The organism is Hydrogenophaga sp., from assembly GCF_026125825.1.
Classification (GTDB): Bacteria; Pseudomonadota; Gammaproteobacteria; order Burkholderiales; family Burkholderiaceae_C; genus Hydrogenophaga.
In genome coordinates this window covers 1-25,305 of sequence record NZ_JAHCKK010000055.1, presented here as the reverse complement: position 1 = coordinate 25,305, position 25,305 = coordinate 1, and the positions used below count along the sequence as shown (strand labels likewise).

Below are 25,305 nucleotides of genomic sequence, written 5' to 3'. Positions count from 1 at the left end.
TTGAAATCGAAAATCAATAACCCAGTCGGGCCGGCAGCCACAGCGCGAGCTGCGGGAAGGCGATCACCAGCACCATGACGAGGAACATGGCCAGCAACATGGGCCCCACCCAGCGGATGGTGGACTCCATGCGCACCCCGGCGATGCGGCACGAGACCATGAGGTTCACCGCCAGCGGCGGCGTGAACTGGCCCATGGCCACCATCAGCGTCAGCAGCACGCCGAACCAGACCACGTCCCAGTGGTAGTGCTGGATCAGCGGCCACATCAGCGGCACGAAGATCAGGAAGATCGAGATGCCGTCGAGGAACATGCCCACGGTGATGAGCAGCAGGATCAGCAGCGAGAGCACGCCGTACTCGCCCAGGCCCGAGTTCACGATGGCGTTGGCCACCGGGTCGATCACGCCCAGCGTGGACAGCGAGAACGCGAAGATGCCCGCCAGCGAGACCACCAGCAGGATGATGCCGGAGAGCTCGCCCGCTTCGCGCAGGATGGGGAACAGGTCGCGCACGGAGATCGTGCGGTGGATCACCATGCCCACGAACAGACCGTAGAACACCGCGACCACGGCCGCTTCGGTCGGCGTGAACCAGCCCGCGCGCATGCCGCCCAGGATCAGCACCGGCGCGGCCAGGCCCCACAAAGCCTCGCGCAGGCTCTTCCAGAACGGGGGCCGCGGCATGGCGGCTTCGAGCGCGCCCATGCGGTGCTTGCGCGCCAGCCACACGGCGGGCACGATGAGCGCGATGCCGGCCAGCACGCCGGGCACCATGCCGGCGGCGAACAGCGCGGGCACCGAGGCGCCGGGCACCAGCACCGAATAAATGATGAAGGCCACCGAGGGTGGGATCAGGATGTCGGTGGCCGCAGCCGCGCCGACCACACTGGCCGAGAACGAGCCCGGGTAGCCCGCGCGCGCCATGGCCGCGATCATCACGCCGCCCACCGCCGCCGCGTTGGCCGGGCCCGAGCCGGAGATGCCCCCGAGGAACATGGCCACCACGATGGCCACCAGCGGCAGCATGCCCGGGCCGCGGCCCACGATGGCGACCGCGAAGTTCACCAGCCGCAGCGCCACGCCCGAGCGGTCGAAGATGGAGCCGACCAGCACAAACATGGGAATGGCCAGCAGCGGGTACTTGCCCAGGCCGGCATAGAAGTTCTGCGGCACGGCCAGCAGGCCGAACCACTGGGTGTTGAAGTCGGCCATCGCGATGGCGGCCGCACCGGCCAGGCCCAGCGCGGCGGCGATGGGCACGCCCGCGAACATGGCACCCAGGAACAGCAGGAAGAGCAGCGTGGCGATCATGGCTGCTCTCCGGCGCGGCGCAGGCGGTTGAAACGGCCCAGCGCGCGCAGCGCGATGGCCAGCGACAGAATGGGCAGCCACATCGAGTACCACCACTGCGGCAGGCCCAGGCCGGGCGAGACCTCCTCGTAGATGTAGTGGTCCCAGACCATGCGCACGCTCAGGCCCGCCATCAGCAGGAACAGCAGCACCATGGCCATCGCGCCCCACAGGGCCAGCAAATGACGGCGCCGCGACGAGCCGGCATCGGCGAAGAACTCGATGCGGATGTGGCGGTGCCGTGCGACGGCCGCCGAGCTGGCCACGAGCGTGAGCACGATCATCAGAAAGATCGAGAACTCTTCGGTCCAGGCAAACGACTGATCGGTGAAGTAGCGCGCGATCACGTTGCCGAACGTGATCAGGGCCAGCAACGCCATGGCGACAACGGTCAGCCAGTCCTCGATGCGCAGCGGCACCCGGGTGTTTTCAAGGTCCGGGTGGTCGGGCGTGGCGGCATCGGCATCGGCGCGCGCGTCGCGTGGGGGGTCATTGGGTGCGGACATGGGATTTGGAAACAGCGGGCCGGCGGCCCGGTGGCCACGGCAAAAGAGCCAGGGATCATAGACCTTTTCCCCTTTTGGCCCCAGTCCTGCGGGTGCCACCCCCGGCTTTGGCCTCCCAGGAAAAACGGCACCCGTAGGTGCCGTTTTCATCGCGAATGGCGCGTTCAGCCCAGTGGCACGGGCACGAAGATCTGGCTGCCGTCGCGCTGGATCAGCAGCGCCAGCGACTTGGTCGACTTGCCGAGCATCGCGCGCACCTGCTCCACGCTCTGGACCTTGGCGCCGTTGACCGCGAGCAACACGTCGCCGGGCTGCACGCCGGCCAGCGCCGCCGGGCCCTGGGCGTCCTCGACCACCAGGCCACCTTCCACCCCCACTTCGCGCCGCTCCTGCGGCGCCAGCGGGCGCAGCGCCAGGCCCAGGCGGCCCTGGTCGGCGGCCTTTTCATCGCCGGCCGTCTTCACGGCCTTGGCCGCGGCGTCACCGAGTTGCGCCGTCAAGCTCACTGGCTTGCCCTGGCGCCACACGTCCAGCTTCACCTTCTCGCCGGGCAAGGCCTGGCCGATCAGCGCGGGCAGGTCGCCCGAGCTCACGATGGGCTGGCCGTCCATCTGGCGGATCACGTCGCCCACCTGCAGGCCGGCCTTGGCGGCCGGGCTGCCCGGCTCCACGCTGGAGACCAGCGCACCTTCGGGCTTGTCGAGCTGGAAGGATTCGGCCAGGGTCTGGTTCACTTCCTGGACCGACACGCCCAGGCGCGCGTGGCTGGCCTTGCCGTGGGCCACGATCTGGTCCTTGACCTTGAGCGCGGTCTCCATGGGAATCGCGAACGACAGGCCCTGGTAACCGCCTGTATGGCTGTAGATCTGCGAGTTGATGCCCACCACCTCGCCGCGTGCGTTGAACAGCGGGCCACCGGAGTTGCCCGGGTTCACCGCCACATCGGTCTGGATGAAGGGCACGAAGCTGTCGTCCGGCAGCGAGCGGCCCTTGGCGCTGACCACACCGGCGGTCACGCTGTTCTCGAAGCCGAACGGCGCGCCGATGGCCAACACCCACTCGCCCACCTTCAGGTCTTTGGTGCTGCCCAGCGGCACCACCGGCAGATCCTTGGCGTCGATGCGCAGGACGGCGACGTCGGTCTTGGGGTCCGAGCCCAGCACCTTGGCCACGAACTCGCGGCGATCGGTCAGCTTGACGGTGACGCGCTGCGCGTTGCGCACCACGTGGGCGTTGGTCAGCACCAGGCCGTCGGCGCTGATGATGAAGCCCGAACCCTGGCCGCGCGAGGGCGCTTCGTGCGCACCGCCTTGACCGCCAGGACCCTGGAACCGCTTGAAGAACTCGAAGAAGGGGTCGTTGGGGTCGATGCCGGGCGGCAGGCGGTTCTGCGCCTGCTGCCCGTCTTCCGCGCCGGCCTTGCCGATCACGCTGATGTTGACCACGGCCGCGCCGTGGCGCTGCGCAATCTGAGAAAAATCGGGCACGGCAGCCGCCGCCACCGGGGGCGCAGCGGACTGGGTCGCCACGGGTGTGGCCGCCGTGGCATGGGTACCGGAAACCAGGCCCACGCTGGCGCCACCGACGATGCCCGCGGCCGCCAGGGACAGCACCAGGCGCGTCGCGGTGAGAGACAAGGTTTTCATGAGAGCTCCTTCAGCAAGGACAGGTTGAACATGTCCTTGAATATGGGCCCCCAGAGTTAGACGGTTCTTAAAGGCAGGCGCACCGCGATGCGCAGGCCGCCAAGGCGGGGCGAGCGGTCCAGCGCCAGGCCGCTGCCATGCAGTTGAGCGATGGCGTTGGCGATGGCCAGCCCCAGCCCGCTGCCGGTGGCGCCCGAACCTGGCACGCGGTAGAAGCGGTCGAGCACGCGCGCGCGGTCGGCCTCGGGAATGCCTGGGCCACTGTCTTCCACCACCAGGACCAGGTGGTTCTGGTCGCGGCGCACCGCCACGTCCACCGTGCCGCCCTCGGGGGTGTACTTCAGCGCGTTGTCCACCAGGTTGCCAAGCAGGATGCGCAAGGGCTCGGCGTGGCCGTTCACCGACCCGGCGTCGGCATCGGCCAGGCCCAGGTCGATGCGGCGCGCGGTCGCCAGCGGCGCCGCTTCGGCCACCACCTGGGCCGCCAGATCGGCCAGCGGCACAGGCCTGGGCGGTTCGCCGCTGGAAGGCTGCGCCTGCTGGCGTGCCAGCACCAGCAACTGCTCCACCAGCCGCGTGGCACGGTCGATGCCGGCCAGCAGGCGATCCGCCGCGAGCTGGCGTGTGGCGTCGTCGGGCGCGCGCTGCAGGCCCTGGACCTGCAAGCGCAACGCGGCCAGCGGCGAACGCAGCTCGTGTGCGGCCTCGGCCACGAAGTTCTTCTGCGCGTCAAAGGCCTGGCGCACGCGGCCGAACAGCAGGTTGAGCTCGTGCACCAGCGGGCGGATCTCGTCGGGCAGACCGGCCTCGCTCACTTCGGCCAGTTCGTCGGCTTCGCGCGCGGCCACCTGACGCCGCACCCGGGCCACCGGCGCCAGCGAAGCACTGACCACGGCCCAGGCCACCAGCATCAGCAGCGGCGCCATCCAGGCGATGGGCAGCACGGTGCGCCAGGCCAGCGCCCGCGCCATGGTCTGGCGCGGCCGCAGGTCCTGCGCCACCTGGATCACCTGCGTTCGGGACTGCATGGAATACACGCGGTAGGGCTTGCCGTCGACCTCGATGTTGGAGAAGCCCAGCACCGCGCGCTGCGGCAAGGCCGCGCCCGTGCCGGACTGGAAGACGCGCAGGCCTTCCTGCGTCCAGACCTGCACGAAGAAGTCGAAGGCCTCGGCCGGCAGCGGCGGCTCGTCGCCCGGTGGAGAAGGCAGGCCCGGCGGCATCACCCCCGCGCGCAGGGCCTGCGCCATCTGCTCCATGTGGTAGTCGAAGATGCCGTCGGCCTCGGCGCGCGCCTGGCGGTACACCACCGCCACCTGCAAGCCCGCCGCGAGCACGATGGCCAGCAGCAGCAGCCCGATCAGGCGCGCACGCAGCGAATGCGTGGGCAGGCGCGGCCAGTTCATCGAGCACCCCCGCCCTGCGGGCTTGGGCGCGAGCTTGCCGGTGAACGGCCCGGCGCCGTGTTCATGCCTTGGGCACCATGTAGCCCACGCCGCGCACGTTCTGGATCAGGCCGGCGCCGAGCTTCTTGCGAACGCCGTGGATGTAGACCTCCACCGCGTTGCTGCTCACGTCGTCCTTCCAGCCGTAGAGCTTTTCCTCCAGCTGCGCGCGCGAGAGCACGCGACCTGGCCGCGCAATCAGCGGTTCAAGCACGGCCCATTCGCGCGCCGAAAGCACTACCGGCTCACCCTGCGCCGTGACCTCACGCGTGGCGGTGTTGATGCTCACGCCCAGGTGTTCGTAGACCGGTTCGGCCCGCCCCGAGGCACGGCGCAGCAACGCGCGGATGCGCGCGAGCAGCTCGTCGAGATCGTAGGGCTTGAGGATGTAGTCATCGGCGCCCGCGTCCAGTCCCTGCACGCGCTGCTGCACCGAGTCGCGCGCGGTGGCGACGAGCACCGGCACGCGGTTCTTGCGGGCGCGCAGCTCGCGAAGCACTTCCAGGCCGTCGCGGCGCGGCAGGCCGAGATCGAGCAGGATGAGGTCGTAGTTTTCGGCCTGCGCTGCCGTGGCCGCCATCTCGCCATCGCGCACCCAGTCCACCGCGTAGTGCTCGGCCCGAAGCAGGTCCAGCACGGCCTCCCCGATCATGGTGTCGTCTTCGACCAGCAACAGCCTCATGGCAATGCACTCTCCAGGTCCGTGGGTTGTCGAACACCCCCGCGGGGCGCCCCGCACCATGGTGCGGGACGGGGCTTAGGCCGGGCTTAGGCGCCAGCCAACAGCTTCTTCAGGTCCCCCGCCAGGGCGGCCGCGCCGCTGCCGTAGCGGTTGTACAGCCGGATGCGGCCCTGAGGGTCGTACACGTAGCTGCCGGCCGAGTGGTCCATGGTGTAGCTCGTGGGCGTGGGGCCTTCGACCTTCTTGTAGTAGATCTTGTAGCTCTTGGCCAGCGCGGCAAGCTCGCCAGGTGCCGCGTAAAGGGCCAGGAAGCTCGGATCGAAGCTGGTCACGTACTGCTTCATGACCTCGGGCGTGTCACGCTCCGGGTCCACGCTGACGAAGAGCCCTTGCAGCCGCTCGCCGTCGGCGCCGAGCAGGCGCTTGGCTTCGGCCAGTTCGGTCATGGATGTGGGGCAGACATCGGGGCACTGGGTGAAGCCGAAGAAGATGACGACCGCCTTGCCTTTGAAATCGGCCAGGGTCCGAGGCTGCCCGTTGTGGTCGGTGAGCGAGAAGCCGGTGGCGTAGTCGGCCCCGGTGATGTCGATGCCGGCGAACGCGGGCGGCGCGTCGGCCTTGTCGGTGCAGGCGGCCAGGGCCACGGAACCCAGGCTCAGGGCAAGAAGTTGTCGGCGGTTCATGGCGGGGGCGCTCAAAGGTAGTGATCAACCAGCAGCGCGGCAAACAGCACCGCCAGATGGATCAGGGAAAAACGGAAGGTCTTGCGCGCGAGCGCGTCGGAATAGTTGCGCCAGAGCGCGAAGGCATAGCCGCAGAAGCCGATGCTCAGCGCCACCGCGACCGCGAGGTAGAGCCAGCCGCTCATGCGCATCACGAAGGGCATGAGGCAGGCGGCGAACAGCACGAAGGTGTAGAGCAGGATCTGCAGGCGCGTGAACTCGGAACCGTGCGTGACGGGCAGCATGGGCAGGCCCGACTTGCGGTAGTCCTCCACGCGGTACAGCGCCAGCGCCCAGAAGTGCGGTGGCGTCCAGAGGAAGATGATGAGGAACAGGATCAGCGCCTCGGGCGACACCACCCCGGTCATTGCGGCCCAGCCCAGCACCGGCGGCATGGCGCCCGAAGCGCCACCGATCACGATGTTCTGCGGCGTCAGCGGCTTGAGGATCACGGTGTACACCACCGCGTAGCCCACGAAGGTGGCGAAGGTGAGCCACATGGTGAGCGGGTTGACCCAGAGGTACAGCACGGTCGATCCGGCAAGGCACAACACAGCCGAGAAAGTCAGCGTCTTGCCGTTGGTGAGTTGGCCCTTGGCGGTGGGCCGCCAGGCGGTGCGCTTCATCTTGGCATCGATGTGTTGCTCGACCACGCAGTTGAAGGCCGCAGCGGCACCGGCCACCAGCCAGATGCCGAAACAGGCGATGGCCGCGAGCTGCACCTGAGGCCAGGTGGGCACGCCGGGCACGGCCAGCACCATGCCGATGAGGGCACAGAACACGATGAGCTGGATCACGCGTGGCTTGGTCAGCGCGTGGTACTGGCGCCAGACAGAGGGCAGCACGGCGGCAACAGGAGGGGTGGGCGCGGTGCTCATCGGATCGGTGTGGACAGGTGCAGGGAAGGGGCGGACAAGACGGCATCGCGCTGGCTGGAGCGGCGTGTGCCGCAGAGCACGCCGGTGAGCACAATGACCAGCGCAGCCGCACCACCGGTGTGGCCCACGGCGGCCAGCAGGGGCCAGTCGAGCACCACGTTGGTCAGGCCGCTGCCGAACTGCCAGGCCGCCAGCAGCAGCAGGGCGCGTGCGGCGGGCCGCATGCCCTGGACCGACCACAGGCGCCAGCCCAGCCAAAGCATGGCAGCCAGCACCAGGTAAGCCATGAGGCGGTGCACGTAATGGATGGCGGTCAGCGCGGGGAAGGTGATGAGTTCGCCAGTGTGGTTCTGCCCGAGCTCGCGCCAGAGCGTGAAGCCCTCACGGAAGTTCATCGCCGGCCACCAGCTGCCCTGGCAAGTGGGGAATTCGCCGCACACCAGAACCGCGTAGTTGGTGCTGACCCAGCCACCGAGCGCGATCTGCAGCCACAGCAACACGAAGACAGCGCCCAGCCAGCCGCGCAGGCGGCCGGGCAGCGGCACCGGCCCGGCATGCCCTGGTTCGGCCAGTGCATAGCCCACCGACTGCGCGCGCAGGAGGGCGAGCAGGCCCAGGCCCCCGAGCAGGTGCAGCGTGACGATGGCGGGGAACAGCTTCATCGTCACGGTGAGCGCGCCGAAGGCCCCCTGCAGGCAGACCCACACCAGCGTCACCAGGGGCCAGACGTAGGACACGCTCAGGCGCCTGCGTTCGACCCAGCTGACCATGGAAAGCACCAGGATCAGCACGCCCACGGCGGTGGCCAGGTAGCGGTGGATCATCTCGATCCAGGCCTTGGAGAAAGTGACCGGCCCATGCGGCATGGCTTCCTGCGCGGCCGCGATCGAGGTGCTCGCGCCCACCGGGCTCACGCTGCCGTAGCACCCTGGCCAGTCGGGACAGCCCAGGCCGGAATCGGTGAGGCGCGTGAAGGCGCCAAACAGCACCAGATCGAAGGTCAGGAAGAGCGTGATGAGCGTGAGCACCCGCAGGCGGTGCGCGGGCGGCGCGTGTCGGTTGCGCAGCCACACCCAGGCCAGTGGCCCGAGCGCGATCACCACGCCCAGGAGCATCAGGCGCGCCACCGGCGCGAAGTCGTACAGGGGTTGGGTGTCCATGTCAGTGGGCGGGGCGGCCTTCCTTGTCCCACGACGAGGAGGCGCGCAGCAGGCGCTCCAGGTCGCGCTTGGCCTGCTTGGGATCGAGCTTGGCGGGGAAGCGCATCATCCAGTGGCCCAGCGGGTCGACGACGTACAGGTGGTCCTCGATCTTCTGGCCAGGCGCGGGCTGCAGCCAGGCCGCCACGGCCTGCGGGTCCACCTGCAGCACCACGGCGGCGGCCGTGGCCTTCTGCAGCGGCTCGGGCAGCACCGAGTCACCCGTGCGCAGCCAGACCCAGTCCAGCCGCTCCTTTTCGCGGCCCAGGGTTTCGCGCAGCTGCCGCTGCAGGTAGAGGTGCTCCGTGCAGGCCTCGTTGCAGGCGCTGTCGGCCACGCTCACGAGCAGCCACTGGTCCTTCAGGCTGCTCAGCGGCACGGCGCGCCCTTGGGCATCGGTGCCGGTCCAGGTGGGCAGGGGGCGCTGCGGGTCGATGAGCTCGCCGTAGTTCTGCCGGCCTTCCGGGCGCACCACGTAGTACATGAAATACGACGCGATGACGGGCGCGGCGCACACAAGCATCAGACCCACCATCTTCCAGCGGCCCTTGCGCGTGCTGGCCGCTGCGGCCGCGCTGGCCTGGTCCAGTTGCGGCAGGCTGTGCACGGTCAGGGTCAGGGGTTCATCGGGCGTCTGTGCCATGGGATCTGCGCTTTCGGCGGGGGGAGAGGATTTGGAACCAGAGATACAGGAAGCCCGCGAGGGCACAGAGGGCAAACCACTGAAATGCGTAGCCGTGGTGCTTCTGCACGTCGATCGCGACGAGCGGCCACTCGCGCAGCAGGCCATCGGCGGCGGCATCGGTCTGCAGGACAGACACGCCCAGCAGGGGGAGCCCGGTTTCTTGCGCGAACGCCGCGAGGTCGATATTTTGCCGGATCACCCCCCTGCCCGCCTCGCCGAGCTCGTATAGCTTGCCTGGCGGGGGGGCCAATCGGCCTTCCAGCCGCACGAGGCCGGCCGGGGTGGGAACGTCGGCCACCCGATTGCGCTGGTTGAAATCGCGCGGCACCCAGCCGCGCTGCACCAGCACCACGCGCTCGCTGCCCTCCAGCCTGAGCGGCGTCACCACGAAGAAGCCGACACGGCTGTTCATCTGCCGGTTATCCAAGTACACGGTGCGACCGGGCACCCAGGTGCCGCTCAGGCGCACGGGGCGGTGCACGCCGGTGGTCGCGTCCGCCGCACCGAGTAGCTGTTGCGTGTCCCAGGCGGGCAGCCCGCCGCGCTCGTTGATCTGCGCCTGCAAGGCCAGCTTCTGCGCCGCACGATCGAGCTGCCACAGGCCCAGCGACGCGGTGGCCGCCATCGTGAGCGCGGTCGCACCGGTCACGAACCAGAAACGCCAGGTGCGAGCCTGCATGGTCAGGCCACCCAGGCCCGGGCGCCGATAATGGTGTGCATGAAGTACCTGGTCATCGCGGCATTCGTTGCCATCATTGGAAGTCTCGCCACCGCCCTGGTGTACATGATGCGCGGCGGCAGCGAGTCCGAGAAGGACGGCACGCCACGCAAGAACCACATGGCGCGCGCGCTGGCGTTTCGGGTCGGCTTTTCCATCCTGCTCTTCGTCGTGGTGCTCATCAGCTACCTGATGGGCTGGATCCAGCCCACCGGTTTGCCGCTGCGCGGTTAAAACCGACGGGCCCTTTCAGCAAAAAAGCGCCGGAAGGCGCTTTTTCGTGGCGGGTGCCCGGAGGAAGGTGGGCGCACCACCCACCCGTTCACATCCAGTAGACGAGGATGTACAGGCCCAGCCACACCACGTCCACAAAGTGCCAGTACCAGGCCGCACCTTCAAAGCCGAAATGGCGCTGGGCGGTGAAGTGGCCCTTCTGCAGGCGCAGCGTGATGAACAGCAGCATCAGCATGCCCACGAGCACGTGGAAACCGTGGAAGCCGGTGAGCAGGAAGAAGGTGGAGCCGAACACGCCCGACGAGAGCTTGAGGTTCAGGTCGGCATAGGCGTGGGCGTATTCATAGCCTTGCACGCACAGGAAGATGATGCCCAGCAGCACCGTCATCCACATGAAGGCGATGGTCTTGCCCCGGTTGCCGACCTGCAGCGCGTGGTGGGCAATGGTCAGCGTCACACCGGAGGTGAGCAGCAGCGCGGTGTTGATGGTGGGCAGCCAGAACGGACCCATGGTCTGGAAGGGCTCGACGATGCCGGCGGGCGAGGCGGTGGCGCCCGCCTGCAGGCTGGGCCAGACGGCCGAGAAGTCGGGCCAGATCAGGGCGTTTTCGATGTTGCCCAGCGCAGGCACGGAGTGAGTGCGCGTCCACCACAAGGCGGTGAAGAAGGCACCGAAGAACATCACCTCCGAGAAGATGAACCAGCTCATGCTCCAGCGGTACGACAGGTCGATCTTGTGCCCGTACAGGCCGGTCTCGCTTTCACGCACCGAGTCGCTGAACCACTGAAACAGCACGAACAGCCAGAACGCCAGGCCAAACGCCAGCGAGTACGCACCCCAGCCATGGCCGTTGATCCACTGCCCGGCACCCAGGATGACGAAGAAAAGGCCGATGGCGGCCATGACCGGATGGCGCGAGGGCCCTGGAACGAAGTAGTAGGGCGTCGTGCCGTGGGTTGCTGCTGACATGCTCACTCCTGTTGTGCTTTCGCTTGTATCTAATGTCAAAAAATCAAAAATCGTCTCGGGGCGCCGTGTCTCAGCCGACGACCCACTTCACCACCACGATCAACGCCAGCACGAACAGGAAGGCCATGCCCACGCCCACCGCCATCAGGTGCAGCGGATTGAGCTTGGCGATGTCCTTCTGGTAATCGGCGTTGCGGCGCACGCCGAGAAAGCCCCATGCCACGGCCTTGACCGTGTCGATGAAAGAACCCTTGCGTTGATGAAGCGGTGTGGGTGTGGTCATACGTCCCCCGTGGGTTTGAGCGTGGCCGGGCTCTGGGCCTGCGGTGCGTCATCGGTCGGCGCGGCCGGCACTTTGCCGCCCACCTCGAAGAAGGTGTACGACAGTGTGATGGTGGACACGTCCTTGGACAGCCGGGGATCGATGACGAAAGCCACCGGCCATTCCTTTTTCTCGCCCGCTTGCAAGGTGTACTGCGTGAAGCAGAAGCACTCGAGCTTGTTGAAATGCGCAGCCGCCTGCTTGGGGGCGTAGCTGGGCACCGCCTGCGCCGCCATGGTGCGGTTCTGGATGTTCTGGAATTCGTACATCACCGTGGTGAGCTCACCCGGGTGCACCTGCAGCGAGCGCACGGCCGGCTTGAAGTACCACGGGCCACGGGCGTTCGTGTCGAACTCGACGGTGATGGTGCGGGTGCGGTCCACCTGTGTGTTCGCGGGCAGGCTTGCGGCCCCCGGCACACGCAACTCCGACACCGCCAGCACATTGATGCCCAGGGCTTCGCAGATGTGGCGGTAGATGGGCACCAGCGCGTAGCCGAAGGCGAACATGCCCAGCGCGATCACGCAGAGCTTGCCCACCATCTTGAGGTTTTCGCGCTGGACAGCCATGGTCAGAAACCGAACAGGAAGCGCTTGCCCACGAAGCCGAGGAAGAACACCACGGCGACGGACGCGAGGATCAGGCCCAGGCGGCGGTTGTTCTTCTTCTGTTCGGGTGTCATGGCGTTGGCAGGCATGGCTTGGAAAGCGGCTTAGCCGATCACCTTGGTGGCGGTCGCGTCAAGCTTGGGCGGGTTCTCGAAGGTGTGGAACGGCGCCGGCGACGGCACTTCCCACTCCAGGCCCACAGCGCCTTCCCAGGGGTTCTGGGGCGCTTTCTCGCCCTTGCCACGCATGGCGGGCACAACCACGGCCAGGAAGAAATACACCTGAGCCAGACCGAAACCGAACGCGCCCACCGAGGCGATCGCGTTGAAGTCGGCGAACTGCATCGGGTAGTCGGCGTAGCGGCGGGGCATGCCGGCCAGACCCAGGAAGTGCATCGGGAAGAAGGTGATGTTGAACGAGATCATCGACCACCAGAAGTGGATCTTGCCGCGGGTCTCGCTGTACATCACGCCAGTCCACTTGGGCAGCCAGTAGTAGATGCCCGAGAACATCGCGAACAGCGAGCCGGCCACCAGCACGTAGTGGAAGTGGGCCACCACGTAGTAGGTGTCCTGCATCTGGATGTCGATTGGCGCGACCGACAGGATCAGGCCCGTGAAGCCGCCGATCGTGAACACGAAGATGAAGCCGACAGCCCACATCATGGGGGTCTCGAAGGTCATCGAGCCTTTCCACATGGTGGCAATCCAGTTGAAGATCTTCACGCCCGTGGGCACGGCGATCAGCATGGTGGAGTACATGAAGAACAGCTGGCCCGTCACCGGCATGCCGGTGGTGAACATGTGGTGGGCCCACACGACGAAGGACAGGATGGCAATGGAACCGGTGGCGTACACCATGGAGGCATAGCCGAACAGCTTCTTGCGCGCGAAGGCGGGCACGACCTGGCTCACGATGCCGAAGGCCGGCAGAATCATGATGTAGACCTCGGGGTGGCCGAAGAACCAGAAGATGTGCTGGTACATCACCGGGTCACCGCCGCCGGCGGGGTTGAAGAAGCTGGTGCCGAAGTGGCGATCCGTCAGCGTCATGGTGATGGCGCCGGCCAGCACGGGCATCACGGCGATCAGCAGGTAGGCGGTGATGAGCCAGGTCCAGCAGAACATGGGCATCTTCATCAGCGTCATGCCGGGCGCGCGCATGTTCAGGATGGTCACGATGATGTTGCTCGAGCCCATGATCGAAGACGCGCCCAGGATGTGCATCGCGAAGATGCCCGCGTCCATCGAGGGGCCCATCTGCAGCGTCAGCGGTGCGTAGAGCGTCCAGCCGGCGGCGGGCGCGCCGCCAGGCATGAAGAATGAGGCCACGAGCATGATGGCCGCAGGGATCATCAGCCAGAAGCTGAAGTTGTTCATCCGCGCGAAGGCCATGTCGGAGGCGCCGATCTGCAGCGGGATCATCCAGTTCGCGAAGCCCACGAAGGCCGGCATGATGGCGCCGAACACCATGATCAGACCATGCATGGTGGTGAGCTGGTTGAACAGCTCGGGGTTCACCAGCTGCAGGCCAGGCTGGAACAGCTCGGCGCGGATCAGCAGGGCCAGCACGCCGCCCACCATCAGCATGGTGAAGGCGAACAGCAGGTACAGCGTGCCGATGTCCTTGTGGTTGGTGGCGTAGACCCAGCGGCGCCAGCCCGTGGGGGCGTGGTGGTCGTGGTGATCGTCGTGGCCGTGTGCGTCGTGGTGGTCAAGAACTGCACTCATGGTCGATTCCTTTGAGACTCAATGTTTTTCTGTCAACAGATCACTTGCGCGCGGCCAGCACTTCGGCCGGCTGCACGATCTGTTCGGTCTTGTTCGACCAGTTGTTCTTGGCGTAGGTCATGACCGCAGCCAGCTCGGTGTCGGACAGCTGCTTCCAGGCCGGCATGGCGCCGCCTGCTGCACCGTGCAGCAGCACATTGATCATCTTGCCGTGGTCGGTGTCGGTCACGATCGCGGAGCCATCCAGGGGCTTGATCGGGCCAGCGCCCTTGCCATTGGCCTGGTGGCAGGCCACGCAATTGGCGGCGTAGACGGACTCGCCGCGCTTGACCAGGTCGGCCAGCGTCCAGACCTTGCTCGGGTCGTCTGCGGCAGCGGCCATGGCCTTTTGCTTCGCGGTCACCCAGGCGGTGTATTCCTCGGCCGACACCACCTTCACGTGGATCGGCATGTAGGCGTGTTCCTTGCCGCAGAGCTCGGCGCACTGGCCGTAGAAGTCGCCGGTCTTCTCGGCGCGGAACCAGGTGTCGCGCACGAAGCCGGGAATCGCATCCTGCTTGACGCCGAAGGCCGGCACCATCCAGGCGTGAATCACGTCGTTGGCGGTCGTGATGATGCGGACCTTCTTGTTGACCGGCACCACGAGCGGGTTGTCCACCTTGAGCAGGTAGTCGTCGGTGGCCTCGGGCTTGCCGCTGTTGGACATCACACGCTGGTTGTTGTCGAGCGTGGAGAGGAAGCCGATGCCTTCGCCCTCGCCCTTGATGTAGTCATAGCCCCATTTCCACTGCATGCCCGTGGCCTTGATGGTCAGGTCGCTGTTGGTGGTGTCTTTCTGGGCAACGAGCACCTTGGTGGCGGGCAGGGCCATGCCGATGACGATGAGCAGCGGGACGATGGTCCAGCCCAGCTCCACCCAGATCGGCTCAGGCAACTCCTGCGCCTTGTGCCCGGCCGCCTTGCGGTGCTTCAGGATGGAATAAAACATCACGCCGAAGACGATGACGAAGATGATCGCGCACAGCACCATCATGAACCAGTGCAGCCAGTGCTGCTCCTCGGCGATGCGGGTCACCGGAGGATGGAAGTTCAGCTGATTGACCGCCGGGCCGCCAGCGAGGTCCTTGACCGCCTGAGCAGCGACCGTGGACCAGGCGCCTGCGCCCAATGCCAGCGTGGTTGCCGCGGCGCGGATCGCGGTCCACCGGTTTCGCAGGGAATGCACCTTTTTATTCGTCGTACTCACTTTAAGCGCCTCAAATATAAGTATTGATTTATATCAATGCCGATTAGAACAAATTTTCCGGGCACACCTACCCAAAACCCCACCATCACGCGCCACGCAAGGCCTGGCGTATCTCCCGCGCCAGCACCGGCCGCAGTTCAGGGCGCAGAAAGCGCCCCACCTTCACCGACTGGCCGCCGCACCGGAGTTCGATCATCTGATCGCCTCCTTCGCGCGGCGCCACCTGCACCCACTCGCGGGCGAACTCGCACCGCTTCGTCCGCCCCGCCATCTCCTGCTCCACCACCAGCCGGCCGTCACGCAGGCAGATGCGTTCGCCGTCGGTGGCATGCCGGGCATAGGCCAGAAAGGCCGCTGCCACGACGATCAACTCCAGCACCGCGAAAGGCAGCACCAGGGTTGCACCTTGCGACCAGAAGAATCCAGCCACACCCAGCGACACGACACACATGGAGGCGTAAAGCCATCCCAGTTGTGCGGGCGTGACCGAACAGTTGCGCTTCAACGACCATTCCAGGCCTTGTTCAGACGCGGTCGCGAAACGATGAGCGCTGCAGGTAAGGTTCACCACCCACCACCGGTTCAAGCTGCGCAGCACCCGAAGGCGCGCGCGTTCACGCAGGGAAAATCCCCTTGAAACTTGGATCGCCTCCGATTGTAGCGGCGAGAAGGCCGCCGCCCGGCTGCAAAGCCGCCCCACCCGACTCGGACAATGCGGTTTACCGGCGCGGCCAAAGGCCCGGCTCAGCGCCGGCGGCCCCGCAGCATGGCGCGCATGTCTTCCATCGGCACCGCCGTCGCAGGCCCCATGGGCACCCGAGGCGTGGGCTTGAAGGCATGGCCGTAGATGATCTCGAAGGTCAGCAGCAGACGGCCGTCGGCCGCGCGCGGCAGGCCCGTTTCGATGGCTTCGCACAGCCGCGCGCGCCAGCCTCGCGACCGACAGGCGGCAAAGCGGTCCGAGTGGAGGTTGCGGCCCAGGCCGCGCAACTCGGCCAGCAAGGGTTCCGCGCCGCTGTAGGAGAGGGTGATGCGCTCCATGTCCATCACCGGTTCGGCAAACCCGCTGTGCACCAGCATGTCGCCCCAGTCGTGCATGTCGGTGAACGCGTGGGCCGGTTCGGGCCAGCCTCGATCCGCGTACACCGCGCGCAACTCGCGCAGGCTGTCGGGCCCCAGGCAGGAAAACATCAGGAATCCGTTGGTCTCGATGTGCGCGTTCCAGCGCTTGAGCAGCGCTTGCGGTCGCGGCTCGTTGTGCAGGGCCATGTTGGCCCAGAGCATGCTCACGCGGGTGTCATCGCTGGCCGCCTGCGGGCCCCGGCTGCGCCCCCAGCTCAGAGGGTTCCAGCCCGTGCCACCCGCCTCCCGGGTGGCCTGCAAGGCCTCGGGCAGGCGCAGCGCCGCCACATGGCAGGGCGCGTCGGGCAACTGCGCGCGGAGTTGCTGGTGCGTCAGCAGACCGCCCCTCACCGGTTCCCAATGCATCCAGCTGGCGGGCGGCTCGCGGAACCATTTCAGCCGCTCGGCCATGCGAGAGCCCACTTCTTCATGCAGCCACGGACTGGCCGTCGCCGCGCGCCGCTGCCAGCGCAGGGCCGCAACGGTGTCCATGCCGGGCACGGGGATTTCAGAGGGGGCGGAGGTGTTCAAACGGAATGCCGGCAGGCAGGACAACGAGGCCGCGCCAGTATATTGGCCCCATGCTGACTTCATGGCGCGCGCTCTGGAATTCCCTGCCCGGCACTTGCCAGGTCTGCGGTGCCTGGCCATCGAGCGCGGTGTGCGAGGCCTGTGCGCAGCGCTTTCAGGACCAGGGTCCGCGGTGCACGGCGTGTGCCGTGCGCCTCCCCGTGGAGGTGCCGCTGTGCGGCGCCTGCCTGACCCGGCCCGCACCGTCCGCCTTGCTGGCGTGTGTGGCGGCGGTGGACTACGCCTACCCCTGGGACAGCCTGATCGCGCGCTTCAAGTTCCGCCAGGAGCCCGGCTGGGCCGGGCCTTTCGCCCGCCGGATGCTGCAGGCGCCCCAGGCCGGCCCGCTGCTTGCCTTGTGCGACATTGTCGCTCCGGTGCCGCTCACACCCGCGCGCCTGGCCGAGCGCGGCTACAACCAGGCCTGGGAGCTTGTGAAAGCCCTGCGCCGAGCCAGCCGACCCGCCGCACGGGCACCCGCCCTGGCCGAGGCCCTGGTGCGCCTGACCGAAACCCCCGACCAGCACAGCCTGCCGCGCGAGCAGCGCCTGCGCAACCTGCAAGGCGTGTTCGCCACCCACCCGCTGCATGCACCCCGGCTGCACGGCCGGCACGTGCTGCTGGTGGACGACGTGACCACCACCGGCGCCACGCTGCAGGCGGCGGCTCAGGCCCTGCGCAAAGCTGGCGTGGCCCGGGTCAGCGCCCTGGTGTTCGCGCGCACGCCGCCGCGGTAAGCTCGCCCGCCACCATGTTCCACATCGTCCTCGTCCAACCTGAAATCCCGCCCAACACGGGCAACGTGATCCGGCTCAGCGCGAACACCGGCTGCACCCTGCATCTCATCGAGCCCCTGGGCTTTTCCATGGAAGATCGCCACATGCGCCGCGCCGGGCTCGATTACCACGAGTACGCCGACCTGCGCCGTCACGCGGACTGGGCCAGCTTCCTGCAGGCCGAGGCACCGGACCCGCGGCGCATGTTCGCCTTCACCACCCGCGGGAGCCACAGCGTGTACGAGAACGCCTTCCAGCCCGGCGACTGGCTGGTGTTCGGCTCGGAGACGCGGGGGCTGCCGGACGCGCTGCGGGAATCCTTTGCGCCCGCGCAGCGGCTTCGGCTGCCGATGGTGCCGGGCCAGCGCAGCCTCAACCTGTCCAACGCGGTGGCGGTCACCGTGTTCGAGGCCTGGCGCCAGCTGCAGTTTGCGATGCCGGTTCCGTGACGCAGGTCACGCAAGTGGCTGGACGCAAGGATCGCTTCGCGCTCGAAACGCGCAACATAGCCATGCCAACCTGATCGGGTCCGGTCTGTCCCATTCGGGCGCCGGCCCGATCGCCATTTCCCGCACGACGGAACGTTCGCATGGAGACCGCTCTGATTTCAGTCCTCACCCGGATCTTCCGGGTGAACCTTGCGTCCCGGCCACGCGCCACACGCAGCCCCAGCCTGAAAGATCTCGCCCGGATCCGGCTGCAGCTCGAGCGCAGCATCGCGGACTGCACCGGCACGCCCGCCACCCGGCTGCGCAAACAGATCGATCAGGCCCAAACGCCCCAGGAGCTTTGGCTGCTGCGCAACGACGCTTACCAACTCATCTCGCAGCGGCACGACCAGTCGGTCGCGGCCGAGCGCATCAACCAGCTGATTCAGTGCTTCGAAGGCTGGCTTGAGCCCAAGCAGCTCATCCGCATCAAGTAATCGCGACGGCGCCCTCAGGGGTACTGGCGCACCAGCGATTCGGCAAAGCAGACCGGCTTGTCGGCCCCTTCGCGCTCCACCACCACGGCCCAGGTCATCTGCTGCCCGCCCTGTTCGATCGGCTCGATGGCCTGCAGCGTCAGACGCGCGCGCAAGCGGCTGCCCACCGGCACCGGCGCGGTAAAGCGCACCCGGTTCAGGCCGTAGTTCACGCCCATGCGCGTGTTGCGGATGTCGAAGGCGGACTCGAAAAACACCGGCAGCAAGGACAAGGTGAGAAAGCCGTGCGCGATCGGGCCGCCGAAAGGACCGGCCTTGGCGCGCTCCACGTCCACGTGGATCCACTGGTGATCACCGGTGGCTTCGGCGAAGCGGTTGACTTGCTCCTGGGTGATCACCACCCAGTCGCTCACGGCCACTTCCTGGCCCACGCAAGCCGCCAGATCGGCCAGGGATTCAAAGGTTTTCATGCGAGCCACTGTATCGCCGGCCTCGCACCGCGCATGTCGGGCCCGCGACACGGCGCCGACAGGTTTCAGCGGTCAAGCCACTCGCAGATGCCCTGCCATTGCTTGAGGTCCTTCTCGACTCGGCTGGGCGTGACATCGAACAGCGTGAGCCCCCGAGCAGCCAGGTGCACGTAGTTCTGCGTGTCGCGCAGGGCCCCCAGCACGGGCAGGCCGAGGCCGGCCACGAATTCGCCGAGCTTGTCGGCCGCGATGGTGCGCATGTCCACCCGCATGCCGACGATGCCCACCTGCAGTTGGCCCGCGCGGCGCGACTCGGCCAGCTCATCGATGAAGGCGCGCGTGGCATAGATGTCGAAGATGCTGGGCTGCAGCGGCACCAGCACCTTGTCGGCGATCTTGAGCACGTCCTTGAAGCGCCAGCCATGCAAACCGGCGGGGGTGTCGAGCACGACATGCGTGACGTCCTTGGGCGGCCGCGCGATCAGGTCTTGCGAGACCTCCCAGGTCCGGATCGGCCGGGCTTCGGGTGGGCGCAGGCGCAGCCAGAGCGCCGAGGACTGCTGGCGGTCGGCATCCCCCAGCATGACCGAGTGACCCTGACGGGCAAAGTACCCGGCGACGTTGGTCGACAGCGTGGACTTGCCGACGCCTCCTTTGGGATTCGCAACCACCACGATGGGCATGAAAAGCTCCTTTGTGTGCGGACGCCCCACACGGACACCGTGATGGGGTAGGGGGTATCGTATCGGGCGCTATGTTATCGCCACCGCGTCCCACACCAGTTTGCAGCCGGTCAGAAGCATCCCCGCATAGATGAGCCGGTAAAACAGCCGGGGCTCGATGCGCTTGGCGATGTAGACCCCCAGCCAGACCCCGAGCGGGGCGAATGGCAGCAGCGCCAGCGAGGTCGCCATGTTGCGCAGATCGAGCAAGCCGAGCCAGGCATAGGGCACCCATTTGGCGAGGTTGACGAAAAAGAACAGGAAGGCCAGCGTGCCGGTGAAGACCGCTGGCGAGAGGCGCATGGGGATCACATAGGCATTGAGCGGAGGCCCGCCGGCGTGCGCCACGAAGCTGGTGAAGCCCGAGGTCACTGTGAGCAGCGCGCCCACCCAGCGCGGCGGCGGTGCGCTGTCGGCACGCGGTGGGAACAGCAGGCGCTGCGCCAGAAACACCAGGGTGAACACACCCACCATGCCCGCCACCACGCGGGAATCCAGCCACTTGAACAGCAGGGCGCCAATCACGAGGCCGACCAGGCTGCAGGGCAGCAGGAACATCAGCAGGCGGCGGTCGAAGTTCTTGCGGAAGGCCGCCATGCCCAGCAAGTCCATCAGCAGCAGCACCGGCATGAGGATGGCGGCGGCCTGCGGCACGGTGACCGCCAGGGCCATCAAGGGCACGGCCAGCGACCCGAAGCCGGCGCCAAAGCCGCTCTTGCTCACGCCCAGCAGAAGCACGGCGGGAATCGCGACGAAATAGAACGAGGGATCGGTGATGAGCGGGAAGTTCAAGCGCGGGATTGTCGCCGCTGGCGAATGCCCCTGCCCGCCGCCCGGCGAGAATCGGCGCATGCACAACATTCAGTTCTGGGGCGAGACCCTGCGCCTGCTGGTCGAGCTGGCGGCCACGGTGGCCTTCGCGCTCTCCGGCATCCTCATGGGTGCGCGCATGCGGCTGGACGCCGTGGGCGTGGCGGTGGTGGGCTTCCTTGCCGCCTTCGGCGGCGGCACGCTGCGCGACCTGCTGCTCGATCAGCGCCCGTTCTTCTGGGTGCGCCACGTCGAGCTGCTCTGGGGCGTGCTCGGGCTGTGCGTGCTCGCCATGGTGTTCCTGCGCGGGCGCCACATGAAACTGACCGAGCGCGCCATTCAATGGCCCGACGCACTGGGCCTAGGCCTGTTCACCGCCACCGGGGTGCACCAGGCCCTCATGCTGGAGCTGCCGGCCCTGGTGGCCGTGCTCATGGGCCTGATCACCGGCGTGTTTGGCGGCGTGCTGCGCGACGTGGTCTGCAACGAGATCCCCACGGCCTTCAAGGACCACCGGCCCTATGCGCTCTGCGCCTTCGCCGGTGGCTGGCTGTACGTCGGCCTGTGGGAGGTGGAGGCCGCGGGCTGGATCGCCCTGGTGGCCTGCGTGGTGTTCACGGCCGGCCTGCGCGGCCTGGCCCTGTGGCGGAACTGGCAGCTTCCGGAATGGAAGCTCTGATCACACCCTCTCGATCACGAGCGCGATGCCCTGCCCCACGCCGATGCACATGGTGCACAGCGCATAGCGCCCACCGGTGGCGTGCAGGCGGTTGACCGCCGTGGTGGCCAGCCGCGCGCCGCTGGCGCCCAGCGGGTGGCCCAGCGCGATCGCCCCGCCCCAGGCGTTCACCCGCTCGTCGTCGTCCTTCAGACCCAGCATGCGCAGCACCGCCAGGCCCTGCGCGGCAAAGGCCTCGTTGAGCTCGATCACGTCCAGCTGCTCGAGCTTGAGCCCGGTGAGCGCCAGCACCTTTTCGGTCGCCGGCGCCGGCCCGATGCCCATCACGCGCGGCGCCACGCCGGCCGTGGCCATGCCCACAATGCGGGCCTTGGGCGTCAGGCCGTTCTTCGCCGCCGAGGCCTCATCGGCCAGCAGCAGCGCGCAGGCGCCGTCGTTCACACCGCTGGCGTTGCCCGCGGTCACCGTGCCGTCGGGGCGCACCACGCCCTTGAGCTTGGCCAGGGCTTCCAGGCTGGTCTCGCGCGGGTGCTCGTCCTTGTCCACCACCAGCGGATCGCCCTTCTTCTGCGCGATGGTCACCGGCGTGATCTCGCGAGCGAGGTGGCCGGCCTTCTGCGCGGCCACGGCCTTGAGCTGGCTGGACAGCGCCATGCGGTCCTGCGCCTCGCGCTCGATCTTGTGGTCGGTCGCGACGTTTTCAGCCGTCTCGGGCATGGAATCCACACCGTACTGGGCCTTCATGAGCTTGTTGACGAAGCGCCAGCCGATGGTGGTGTCGTAGACCGCGTTGGCGCGGCTGAAGGCGCTTTCCGCCTTGGGCATGACGAAGGGCGCGCGGCTCATGCTCTCCACGCCGCCGGCGATCATGAGGCCGGCCTCGCCAGCCTTGATGGCGCGCGCGGCCGAGCCCACGGCATCCAGGCCGGAGCCGCACAGGCGGTTGATGGTGGCACCGGGCAGCTCCAGCGGCAGACCGGCGAGCAGGCCGGCCATGCGCGCGACGTTGCGGTTGTCTTCCCCCGCCTGGTTGGCGCAACCAAAGAGGATGTCGGTCACGGCGGCCCAGTCCACACCGGGGTTGCGCTGCATCAGCGCCTTGAGCGGAATCGCCCCGAGGTCGTCGGCGCGCACGCTGGAGAGGGCACCGCCATAGCGGCCGAAGGGGGTGCGAATCGCGTCGCAGATGAAGGCTTGGTTCATGTAGGTTCTCCTCAGGGTCAACCCGCGACTGTACCCAAGCCGGGCGCAGGGGTGGGCGGCATGCAGGAGAATCCCCGCACCATGTTCAGCCCATCCCAAGCCGACGTGCGGCGCTTCTTCTGCGCCGTTCACCAGAAACAGTTGCAGCAACAACCCATGGAGGCCATCGAGACCCTGGCCGGCCAATGGATTGCCGAACACCACGAATACCACGCAGAGCTGTCCGACGTGGATGCGGCCCTGGCGCGCCTGGGCGAACCCGACAGCGACCGCGACAACCCCTTCCTGCACCTGTCCATGCACCTGTCCATCAGCGAGCAGTGCAGCATCGACCAGCCACCGGGCATTCGCCAGGCTGTGGAACTGCTGGCGGCCCGGCGCGGCGACCTGCATGTGGCCCACCACGAGGTGATGGAGTGCCTGGGCACGATGCTCTGGGAAAGCCAGCGCGCGGGCCGCCCGCCCGACGGGCAGGCCTACATCGACGCGGTGCGGCGCCGCGCGACCCGCGACTGAACACAAAAAAAGCCGCTCGATGAGCGGCTTTTTCGATGTGGGCGGCAGATCAGCGGAAGCGCGACTGCGGCACCACCTTGAGCTCACCTTCGACCGTCGACAGGTACTTGGCGATCTCGCGCATTTCGGCCGGGGTGTACTGCTTGGCAATGCCGGCCATGATGCCGTTGGAGCGGCCGATCATGCTGTTGCCCTCGACCGTGTAAGCCTTGAGCGCGAAGAACAGGTAGTCGGCGTGCTGGCCGCCGATCTTGGGGTAGCTCGGGTCGATCGGCTTGCTGAAGTTGGCGCCGTGGCAAGAGGCGCAGGCGCCCTTCTCGATCAGGGCGGCGGCTGCGGTGCTGGCGGTGCGAGGCGCCTCAGGGGCGGCCTTGTCGGCCTGCGACGCGTAGTAGGCGCCCAGATCGGCCATGTCCTGCTCGCTCAGCGAGCCCGCGATGCCGCGCATCGTGGGGTGCTTGCGGTCGCCCTTCTTGTAGGCATTGAGCGCCGCCACGATGTATTTGTCCGACTGGCCCGAGATCTTGGGGACCTTGTGGATCTCGGGGAAGCTGTTCTGGTAGCCGACGATGCCGTGGCATCCGATGCACATTTCGGCCTTCTTGTGGCCGGCTTGCACATCACCCGTGACGCCCTGGGCCTGGGCAGCAAGAGCGACGGAGAGGGTCGCAGCGGCGACAAGGGTGCGGGCGATCGTGGACAACATTGGAATCATTTTGCAAGCACAATGAATGGAACCGGCTGAGAAAATCAACCCCTGATTATATAGACTGGTCCTCGCCCCCGGCCACACCCCCGCCAACCTTCGCACAAGGCGCTTTTTCATGAAATTCCAAGGTTCCGAGAATTACGTTGCCACGCAAGACCTGATGCTGGCGGTGAACGCCGCCATCACCCTCAAGCGCCCGCTGCTCGTCAAGGGCGAGCCCGGCACCGGCAAGACCATGCTCGCCGAGGAAGTGGCCGGCGCCCTGAAGCTGCCACTGCTGCAGTGGCACATCAAGAGCACCACCAAGGCGCAACAGGGCCTCTACGAGTACGACGCCGTGAGCCGCCTGCGCGATTCGCAGCTGGGCGACGAGCGCGTGAAGGACATCCACAACTACATCGTCAAGGGCGTGCTGTGGCAGGCCTTCACGGCGGACGAGCCGGTGGCGCTGCTGATCGACGAAATCGACAAGGCCGACATCGAGTTTCCCAACGACTTGCTGCGCGAACTCGACCGCATGGAGTTCTACTGCTACGAAACGCACGAGATGATCCGGGCCAAGCACCGCCCGCTGGTGTTCATCACCTCCAACAACGAGAAGGAACTGCCCGACGCCTTCCTGCGCCGCTGCTTCTTCCACTACATCAAGTTTCCCGATGCAGAGACCATGCAGCGGATTGTGGACGTGCACTTCCCCTCGCTCAAGAAGGAGCTGCTGGCCGCGGCCATGAAGACCTTCTACGACGTGCGCAACCTGCCCGGCCTGAAGAAGAAGCCCAGCACCTCGGAACTGCTGGACTGGCTCAAGCTGCTGATGGCCGAGGACATCCCGCTCGAGGCCCTGCAGAGCGCCGACAGCAAGGTCAGCGTGCCCCCGCTGGTGGGCGCGCTGCTCAAGAACGAGCAGGACACCACCTTGTTCGAGAAACTGGTCTTCATGAACCAGAGAAATCGATGACCTCCGCGCTGCCTGCCCACTTCGTGTGGCCGCATCCCCCTCAAGGGGCGACGCCAGCCGGGCGGCAAAGCCGCCGCGGCGCTGTCTCGCTCCAAGGTTCACTTCATCGGAGACGCTGACATGGACAAACAGACCCGCCACGCATTCAAGGAAGGCCTGGCCGATGCGTCCGGTTTCGTGATCGGCTCTTTGGCCGGCTGGGCCCTGGGCCAGCAGCTGGGCCTGGACTTCTTCGCGGCGCCCGACGCCTTTGGATGGCGCGAGATGGCCGGCCTGGGCCTGATCGCCCTTGGCTGCGGCGTCGGCAAGCTGGTGGCGCGGCGCCTGATCGCGCCGCCACCACCCCCTTCCGCCTGACCTGCGAGCCATGGCCTTCGTCGAACCCCTCACCCTGCGCGCCAACGGCCTGGCCCTGGTGCCGCTTGCGCTGGACCACGAGCAGGGCCTGCGTGCGGCCGCCGCTGACGGCGAACTCTGGAAGCTGCGCATCACCTCGGTGCCCGAACCCGGGCAGACGCGTGCCTACATCGAAACCGCACTGCAGATGCGCGACGAAGGCCACCGCCTGGCCTTTGCCGTGACCGACGAGGCCAGCGGCCGGGTGTTGGGCAGCACCAGCTACCACGACATCCTGCCGGCGGTGAAACGGGTCGAGATCGGCTACACCTGGTATGCGCAAAGCGTTCAACGGACCCACGTGAACACCACGTGCAAGCTGCTCATGATGGGGCACGCCTTCGACACGCTGGGCTGCCACGTGGTGGGCTGGCGCACCGACAACTACAACTTCGCCTCGCAACGCGCGATCGAGCGGCTGGGCGCGAAAAAGGACGGCGTCATCCGCGGCCATGCGCTGCGCCGCGACGGCACCATCCGCGACACGGTGATGTACAGCATGCGGTC

Annotated in this window: 32 protein-coding genes; 9 read left to right on the top strand and 23 right to left on the bottom strand. The window is 67.2% G+C overall.

What is annotated here, in order from left to right; all coding sequences use genetic code 11:
* Positions 1-13 precede the first annotated feature (13 nt).
* The 10 genes from KIT86_RS16735 to KIT86_RS16690 form a co-directional block, all read right to left on the bottom strand.
* On the bottom strand, positions 14-1,312 hold the full coding sequence (locus KIT86_RS16735; RefSeq protein WP_297400394.1) for a TRAP transporter large permease: 1,299 nt from the start codon (positions 1,310-1,312) through the stop codon (positions 14-16).
* Positions 1,309-1,857, bottom strand: coding sequence for a TRAP transporter small permease (locus tag KIT86_RS16730; RefSeq protein WP_297400392.1), 549 nt, complete (start codon positions 1,855-1,857; stop codon positions 1,309-1,311). Before KIT86_RS16730 ends, KIT86_RS16735 begins: the two co-directional genes overlap by 4 nt.
* Positions 1,858-2,021: 164 nt before the next feature.
* Positions 2,022-3,503 carry a DegQ family serine endoprotease gene (locus KIT86_RS16725; protein ID WP_297400390.1) on the bottom strand — a complete coding sequence of 494 codons (1,482 nt, stop codon included), beginning with the start codon at positions 3,501-3,503 and terminating at the stop codon, positions 2,022-2,024.
* Positions 3,504-3,559: 56 nt separating this feature from the next.
* On the bottom strand, positions 3,560-4,909 hold the full coding sequence (locus KIT86_RS16720; protein ID WP_297400388.1) for an ATP-binding protein: 1,350 nt from the start codon (positions 4,907-4,909) through the stop codon (positions 3,560-3,562).
* A gap of 61 nt (positions 4,910-4,970) precedes the next feature.
* The gene (locus KIT86_RS16715; RefSeq protein ID WP_297400386.1) at positions 4,971-5,630 is read right to left on the bottom strand and encodes a response regulator transcription factor; all 660 of its coding nucleotides are present in this window, start codon (positions 5,628-5,630) and stop codon (positions 4,971-4,973) included.
* Between the two features lie 86 nt (positions 5,631-5,716).
* Complete coding sequence (locus tag KIT86_RS16710; RefSeq protein ID WP_297400384.1) at positions 5,717-6,313, bottom strand: SCO family protein; 597 nt, start codon at positions 6,311-6,313, stop codon at positions 5,717-5,719.
* An 11-nt stretch (positions 6,314-6,324) separates the two neighbouring features.
* On the bottom strand, positions 6,325-7,230 hold the full coding sequence (gene cyoE / locus KIT86_RS16705) for a heme o synthase (protein WP_297400383.1): 906 nt from the start codon (positions 7,228-7,230) through the stop codon (positions 6,325-6,327).
* Positions 7,227-8,390 (bottom strand): heme A synthase, encoded by a 1,164-nt coding sequence (locus KIT86_RS16700; RefSeq protein WP_297400381.1) that lies wholly within the window; start codon positions 8,388-8,390, stop codon positions 7,227-7,229. Before KIT86_RS16700 ends, cyoE begins: the two co-directional genes overlap by 4 nt.
* Position 8,391: 1 nt before the next feature.
* Entirely contained in the window at positions 8,392-9,072 is a 681-nt protein-coding gene (locus KIT86_RS16695) for a hypothetical protein (RefSeq protein WP_297400379.1), read from the bottom strand.
* Positions 9,053-9,793: an SURF1 family protein gene (locus tag KIT86_RS16690; RefSeq protein WP_297400377.1), complete on the bottom strand. Its 741-nt coding sequence runs from the start codon at positions 9,791-9,793 to the stop codon at positions 9,053-9,055. The genes KIT86_RS16695 and KIT86_RS16690 overlap by 20 nt, the downstream gene beginning before the upstream one ends.
* A gap of 39 nt (positions 9,794-9,832) precedes the next feature.
* Between KIT86_RS16690 and KIT86_RS16685 the strand changes: the two genes are divergently transcribed.
* Positions 9,833-10,066, top strand: coding sequence for a twin transmembrane helix small protein (locus tag KIT86_RS16685; protein WP_297400375.1), 234 nt, complete (start codon positions 9,833-9,835; stop codon positions 10,064-10,066).
* An 88-nt stretch (positions 10,067-10,154) separates the two neighbouring features.
* Here the strand turns inward: KIT86_RS16685 and KIT86_RS16680 are convergent, their stop codons facing one another.
* The 8 genes from KIT86_RS16680 to KIT86_RS16645 all read right to left on the bottom strand — a co-directional run bounded on the left by KIT86_RS16680 (position 10,155) and on the right by KIT86_RS16645 (position 16,556).
* A complete protein-coding gene (locus tag KIT86_RS16680; RefSeq protein WP_297400373.1) occupies positions 10,155-11,036 on the bottom strand; it encodes a cytochrome c oxidase subunit 3 in 882 nt (293 codons plus the stop codon).
* A 70-nt stretch (positions 11,037-11,106) separates the two neighbouring features.
* The gene (locus KIT86_RS16675; RefSeq protein ID WP_297400371.1) at positions 11,107-11,319 is read right to left on the bottom strand and encodes a DUF2970 domain-containing protein; all 213 of its coding nucleotides are present in this window, start codon (positions 11,317-11,319) and stop codon (positions 11,107-11,109) included.
* The gene (locus KIT86_RS16670) at positions 11,316-11,927 is read right to left on the bottom strand and encodes a cytochrome c oxidase assembly protein (RefSeq protein WP_297400369.1); all 612 of its coding nucleotides are present in this window, start codon (positions 11,925-11,927) and stop codon (positions 11,316-11,318) included. Before KIT86_RS16670 ends, KIT86_RS16675 begins: the two co-directional genes overlap by 4 nt.
* Positions 11,928-11,929: 2 nt before the next feature.
* Positions 11,930-12,040: a cytochrome oxidase small assembly protein gene (locus tag KIT86_RS16665; RefSeq protein WP_297400367.1), complete on the bottom strand. Its 111-nt coding sequence runs from the start codon at positions 12,038-12,040 to the stop codon at positions 11,930-11,932.
* Positions 12,041-12,070: 30 nt separating this feature from the next.
* Positions 12,071-13,696, bottom strand: coding sequence for a cytochrome c oxidase subunit I (ctaD, locus tag KIT86_RS16660; RefSeq protein ID WP_297400365.1), 1,626 nt, complete (start codon positions 13,694-13,696; stop codon positions 12,071-12,073).
* Between the two features lie 40 nt (positions 13,697-13,736).
* The gene (gene coxB, locus KIT86_RS16655) at positions 13,737-14,891 is read right to left on the bottom strand and encodes a cytochrome c oxidase subunit II (protein WP_297400410.1); all 1,155 of its coding nucleotides are present in this window, start codon (positions 14,889-14,891) and stop codon (positions 13,737-13,739) included.
* Between the two features lie 136 nt (positions 14,892-15,027).
* On the bottom strand, positions 15,028-15,540 hold the full coding sequence (locus tag KIT86_RS16650; protein ID WP_297400363.1) for a DUF2244 domain-containing protein: 513 nt from the start codon (positions 15,538-15,540) through the stop codon (positions 15,028-15,030).
* Positions 15,541-15,686: 146 nt separating this feature from the next.
* The gene (locus tag KIT86_RS16645) at positions 15,687-16,556 is read right to left on the bottom strand and encodes a biotin synthase (protein WP_297400361.1); all 870 of its coding nucleotides are present in this window, start codon (positions 16,554-16,556) and stop codon (positions 15,687-15,689) included.
* Positions 16,557-16,645: 89 nt separating this feature from the next.
* Between KIT86_RS16645 and KIT86_RS16640 the strand changes: the two genes are divergently transcribed.
* The 3 genes from KIT86_RS16640 (at position 16,646) to KIT86_RS16630 (ending at position 18,335) form a co-directional block, all read left to right on the top strand.
* Positions 16,646-17,371 (top strand): ComF family protein, encoded by a 726-nt coding sequence (locus KIT86_RS16640; RefSeq protein ID WP_297400359.1) that lies wholly within the window; start codon positions 16,646-16,648, stop codon positions 17,369-17,371.
* A 14-nt stretch (positions 17,372-17,385) separates the two neighbouring features.
* Entirely contained in the window at positions 17,386-17,859 is a 474-nt protein-coding gene (trmL, locus tag KIT86_RS16635; RefSeq protein WP_297400357.1) for a tRNA (uridine(34)/cytosine(34)/5-carboxymethylaminomethyluridine(34)-2'-O)-methyltransferase TrmL, read from the top strand.
* A gap of 140 nt (positions 17,860-17,999) precedes the next feature.
* On the top strand, positions 18,000-18,335 hold the full coding sequence (locus tag KIT86_RS16630; protein ID WP_297400355.1) for a hypothetical protein: 336 nt from the start codon (positions 18,000-18,002) through the stop codon (positions 18,333-18,335).
* Positions 18,336-18,349: 14 nt separating this feature from the next.
* Here KIT86_RS16630 and KIT86_RS16625 read toward each other — a convergent pair whose 3' ends face one another.
* The 3 genes from KIT86_RS16625 to KIT86_RS16615 all read right to left on the bottom strand — a co-directional run bounded on the left by KIT86_RS16625 (position 18,350) and on the right by KIT86_RS16615 (position 20,319).
* On the bottom strand, positions 18,350-18,805 hold the full coding sequence (locus KIT86_RS16625) for a MaoC family dehydratase (protein ID WP_297400353.1): 456 nt from the start codon (positions 18,803-18,805) through the stop codon (positions 18,350-18,352).
* A 65-nt stretch (positions 18,806-18,870) separates the two neighbouring features.
* Positions 18,871-19,488: a ParA family protein gene (locus KIT86_RS16620; protein WP_297400351.1), complete on the bottom strand. Its 618-nt coding sequence runs from the start codon at positions 19,486-19,488 to the stop codon at positions 18,871-18,873.
* Positions 19,489-19,557: 69 nt separating this feature from the next.
* Complete coding sequence (locus KIT86_RS16615) at positions 19,558-20,319, bottom strand: sulfite exporter TauE/SafE family protein (RefSeq protein WP_297400349.1); 762 nt, start codon at positions 20,317-20,319, stop codon at positions 19,558-19,560.
* A 58-nt stretch (positions 20,320-20,377) separates the two neighbouring features.
* On the opposite strand from KIT86_RS16615, the gene KIT86_RS16610 reads away from it, so the two are divergent.
* A complete protein-coding gene (locus tag KIT86_RS16610) occupies positions 20,378-21,016 on the top strand; it encodes a trimeric intracellular cation channel family protein (RefSeq protein WP_297400347.1) in 639 nt (212 codons plus the stop codon).
* On the opposite strand, the gene pcaF is transcribed toward KIT86_RS16610, so the two are convergent.
* Positions 21,017-22,219 carry a 3-oxoadipyl-CoA thiolase gene (gene pcaF / locus KIT86_RS16605; protein WP_297400345.1) on the bottom strand — a complete coding sequence of 401 codons (1,203 nt, stop codon included), beginning with the start codon at positions 22,217-22,219 and terminating at the stop codon, positions 21,017-21,019. It lies immediately after the preceding gene.
* Positions 22,220-22,300: 81 nt separating this feature from the next.
* Here pcaF and KIT86_RS16600 point away from each other — a divergent pair, with 81 nt between their 5' ends.
* The gene (locus KIT86_RS16600; protein ID WP_297400343.1) at positions 22,301-22,735 is read left to right on the top strand and encodes a DUF1841 family protein; all 435 of its coding nucleotides are present in this window, start codon (positions 22,301-22,303) and stop codon (positions 22,733-22,735) included.
* Between the two features lie 49 nt (positions 22,736-22,784).
* On the opposite strand, the gene KIT86_RS16595 is transcribed toward KIT86_RS16600, so the two are convergent.
* Positions 22,785-23,441 (bottom strand): c-type cytochrome, encoded by a 657-nt coding sequence (locus tag KIT86_RS16595; protein ID WP_297400341.1) that lies wholly within the window; start codon positions 23,439-23,441, stop codon positions 22,785-22,787.
* A gap of 118 nt (positions 23,442-23,559) precedes the next feature.
* On the opposite strand from KIT86_RS16595, the gene KIT86_RS16590 reads away from it, so the two are divergent.
* From KIT86_RS16590 to KIT86_RS16580, 3 genes are all read left to right on the top strand, one after another.
* The gene (locus KIT86_RS16590; protein WP_297400338.1) at positions 23,560-24,402 is read left to right on the top strand and encodes a MoxR family ATPase; all 843 of its coding nucleotides are present in this window, start codon (positions 23,560-23,562) and stop codon (positions 24,400-24,402) included.
* Positions 24,403-24,522: 120 nt separating this feature from the next.
* Positions 24,523-24,759 carry a hypothetical protein gene (locus KIT86_RS16585; protein ID WP_297400336.1) on the top strand — a complete coding sequence of 79 codons (237 nt, stop codon included), beginning with the start codon at positions 24,523-24,525 and terminating at the stop codon, positions 24,757-24,759.
* Between the two features lie 10 nt (positions 24,760-24,769).
* A partial coding sequence (locus KIT86_RS16580) for a GNAT family N-acetyltransferase (RefSeq protein WP_297400334.1) occupies positions 24,770-25,305 on the top strand: 536 nt, incomplete at its 3' end.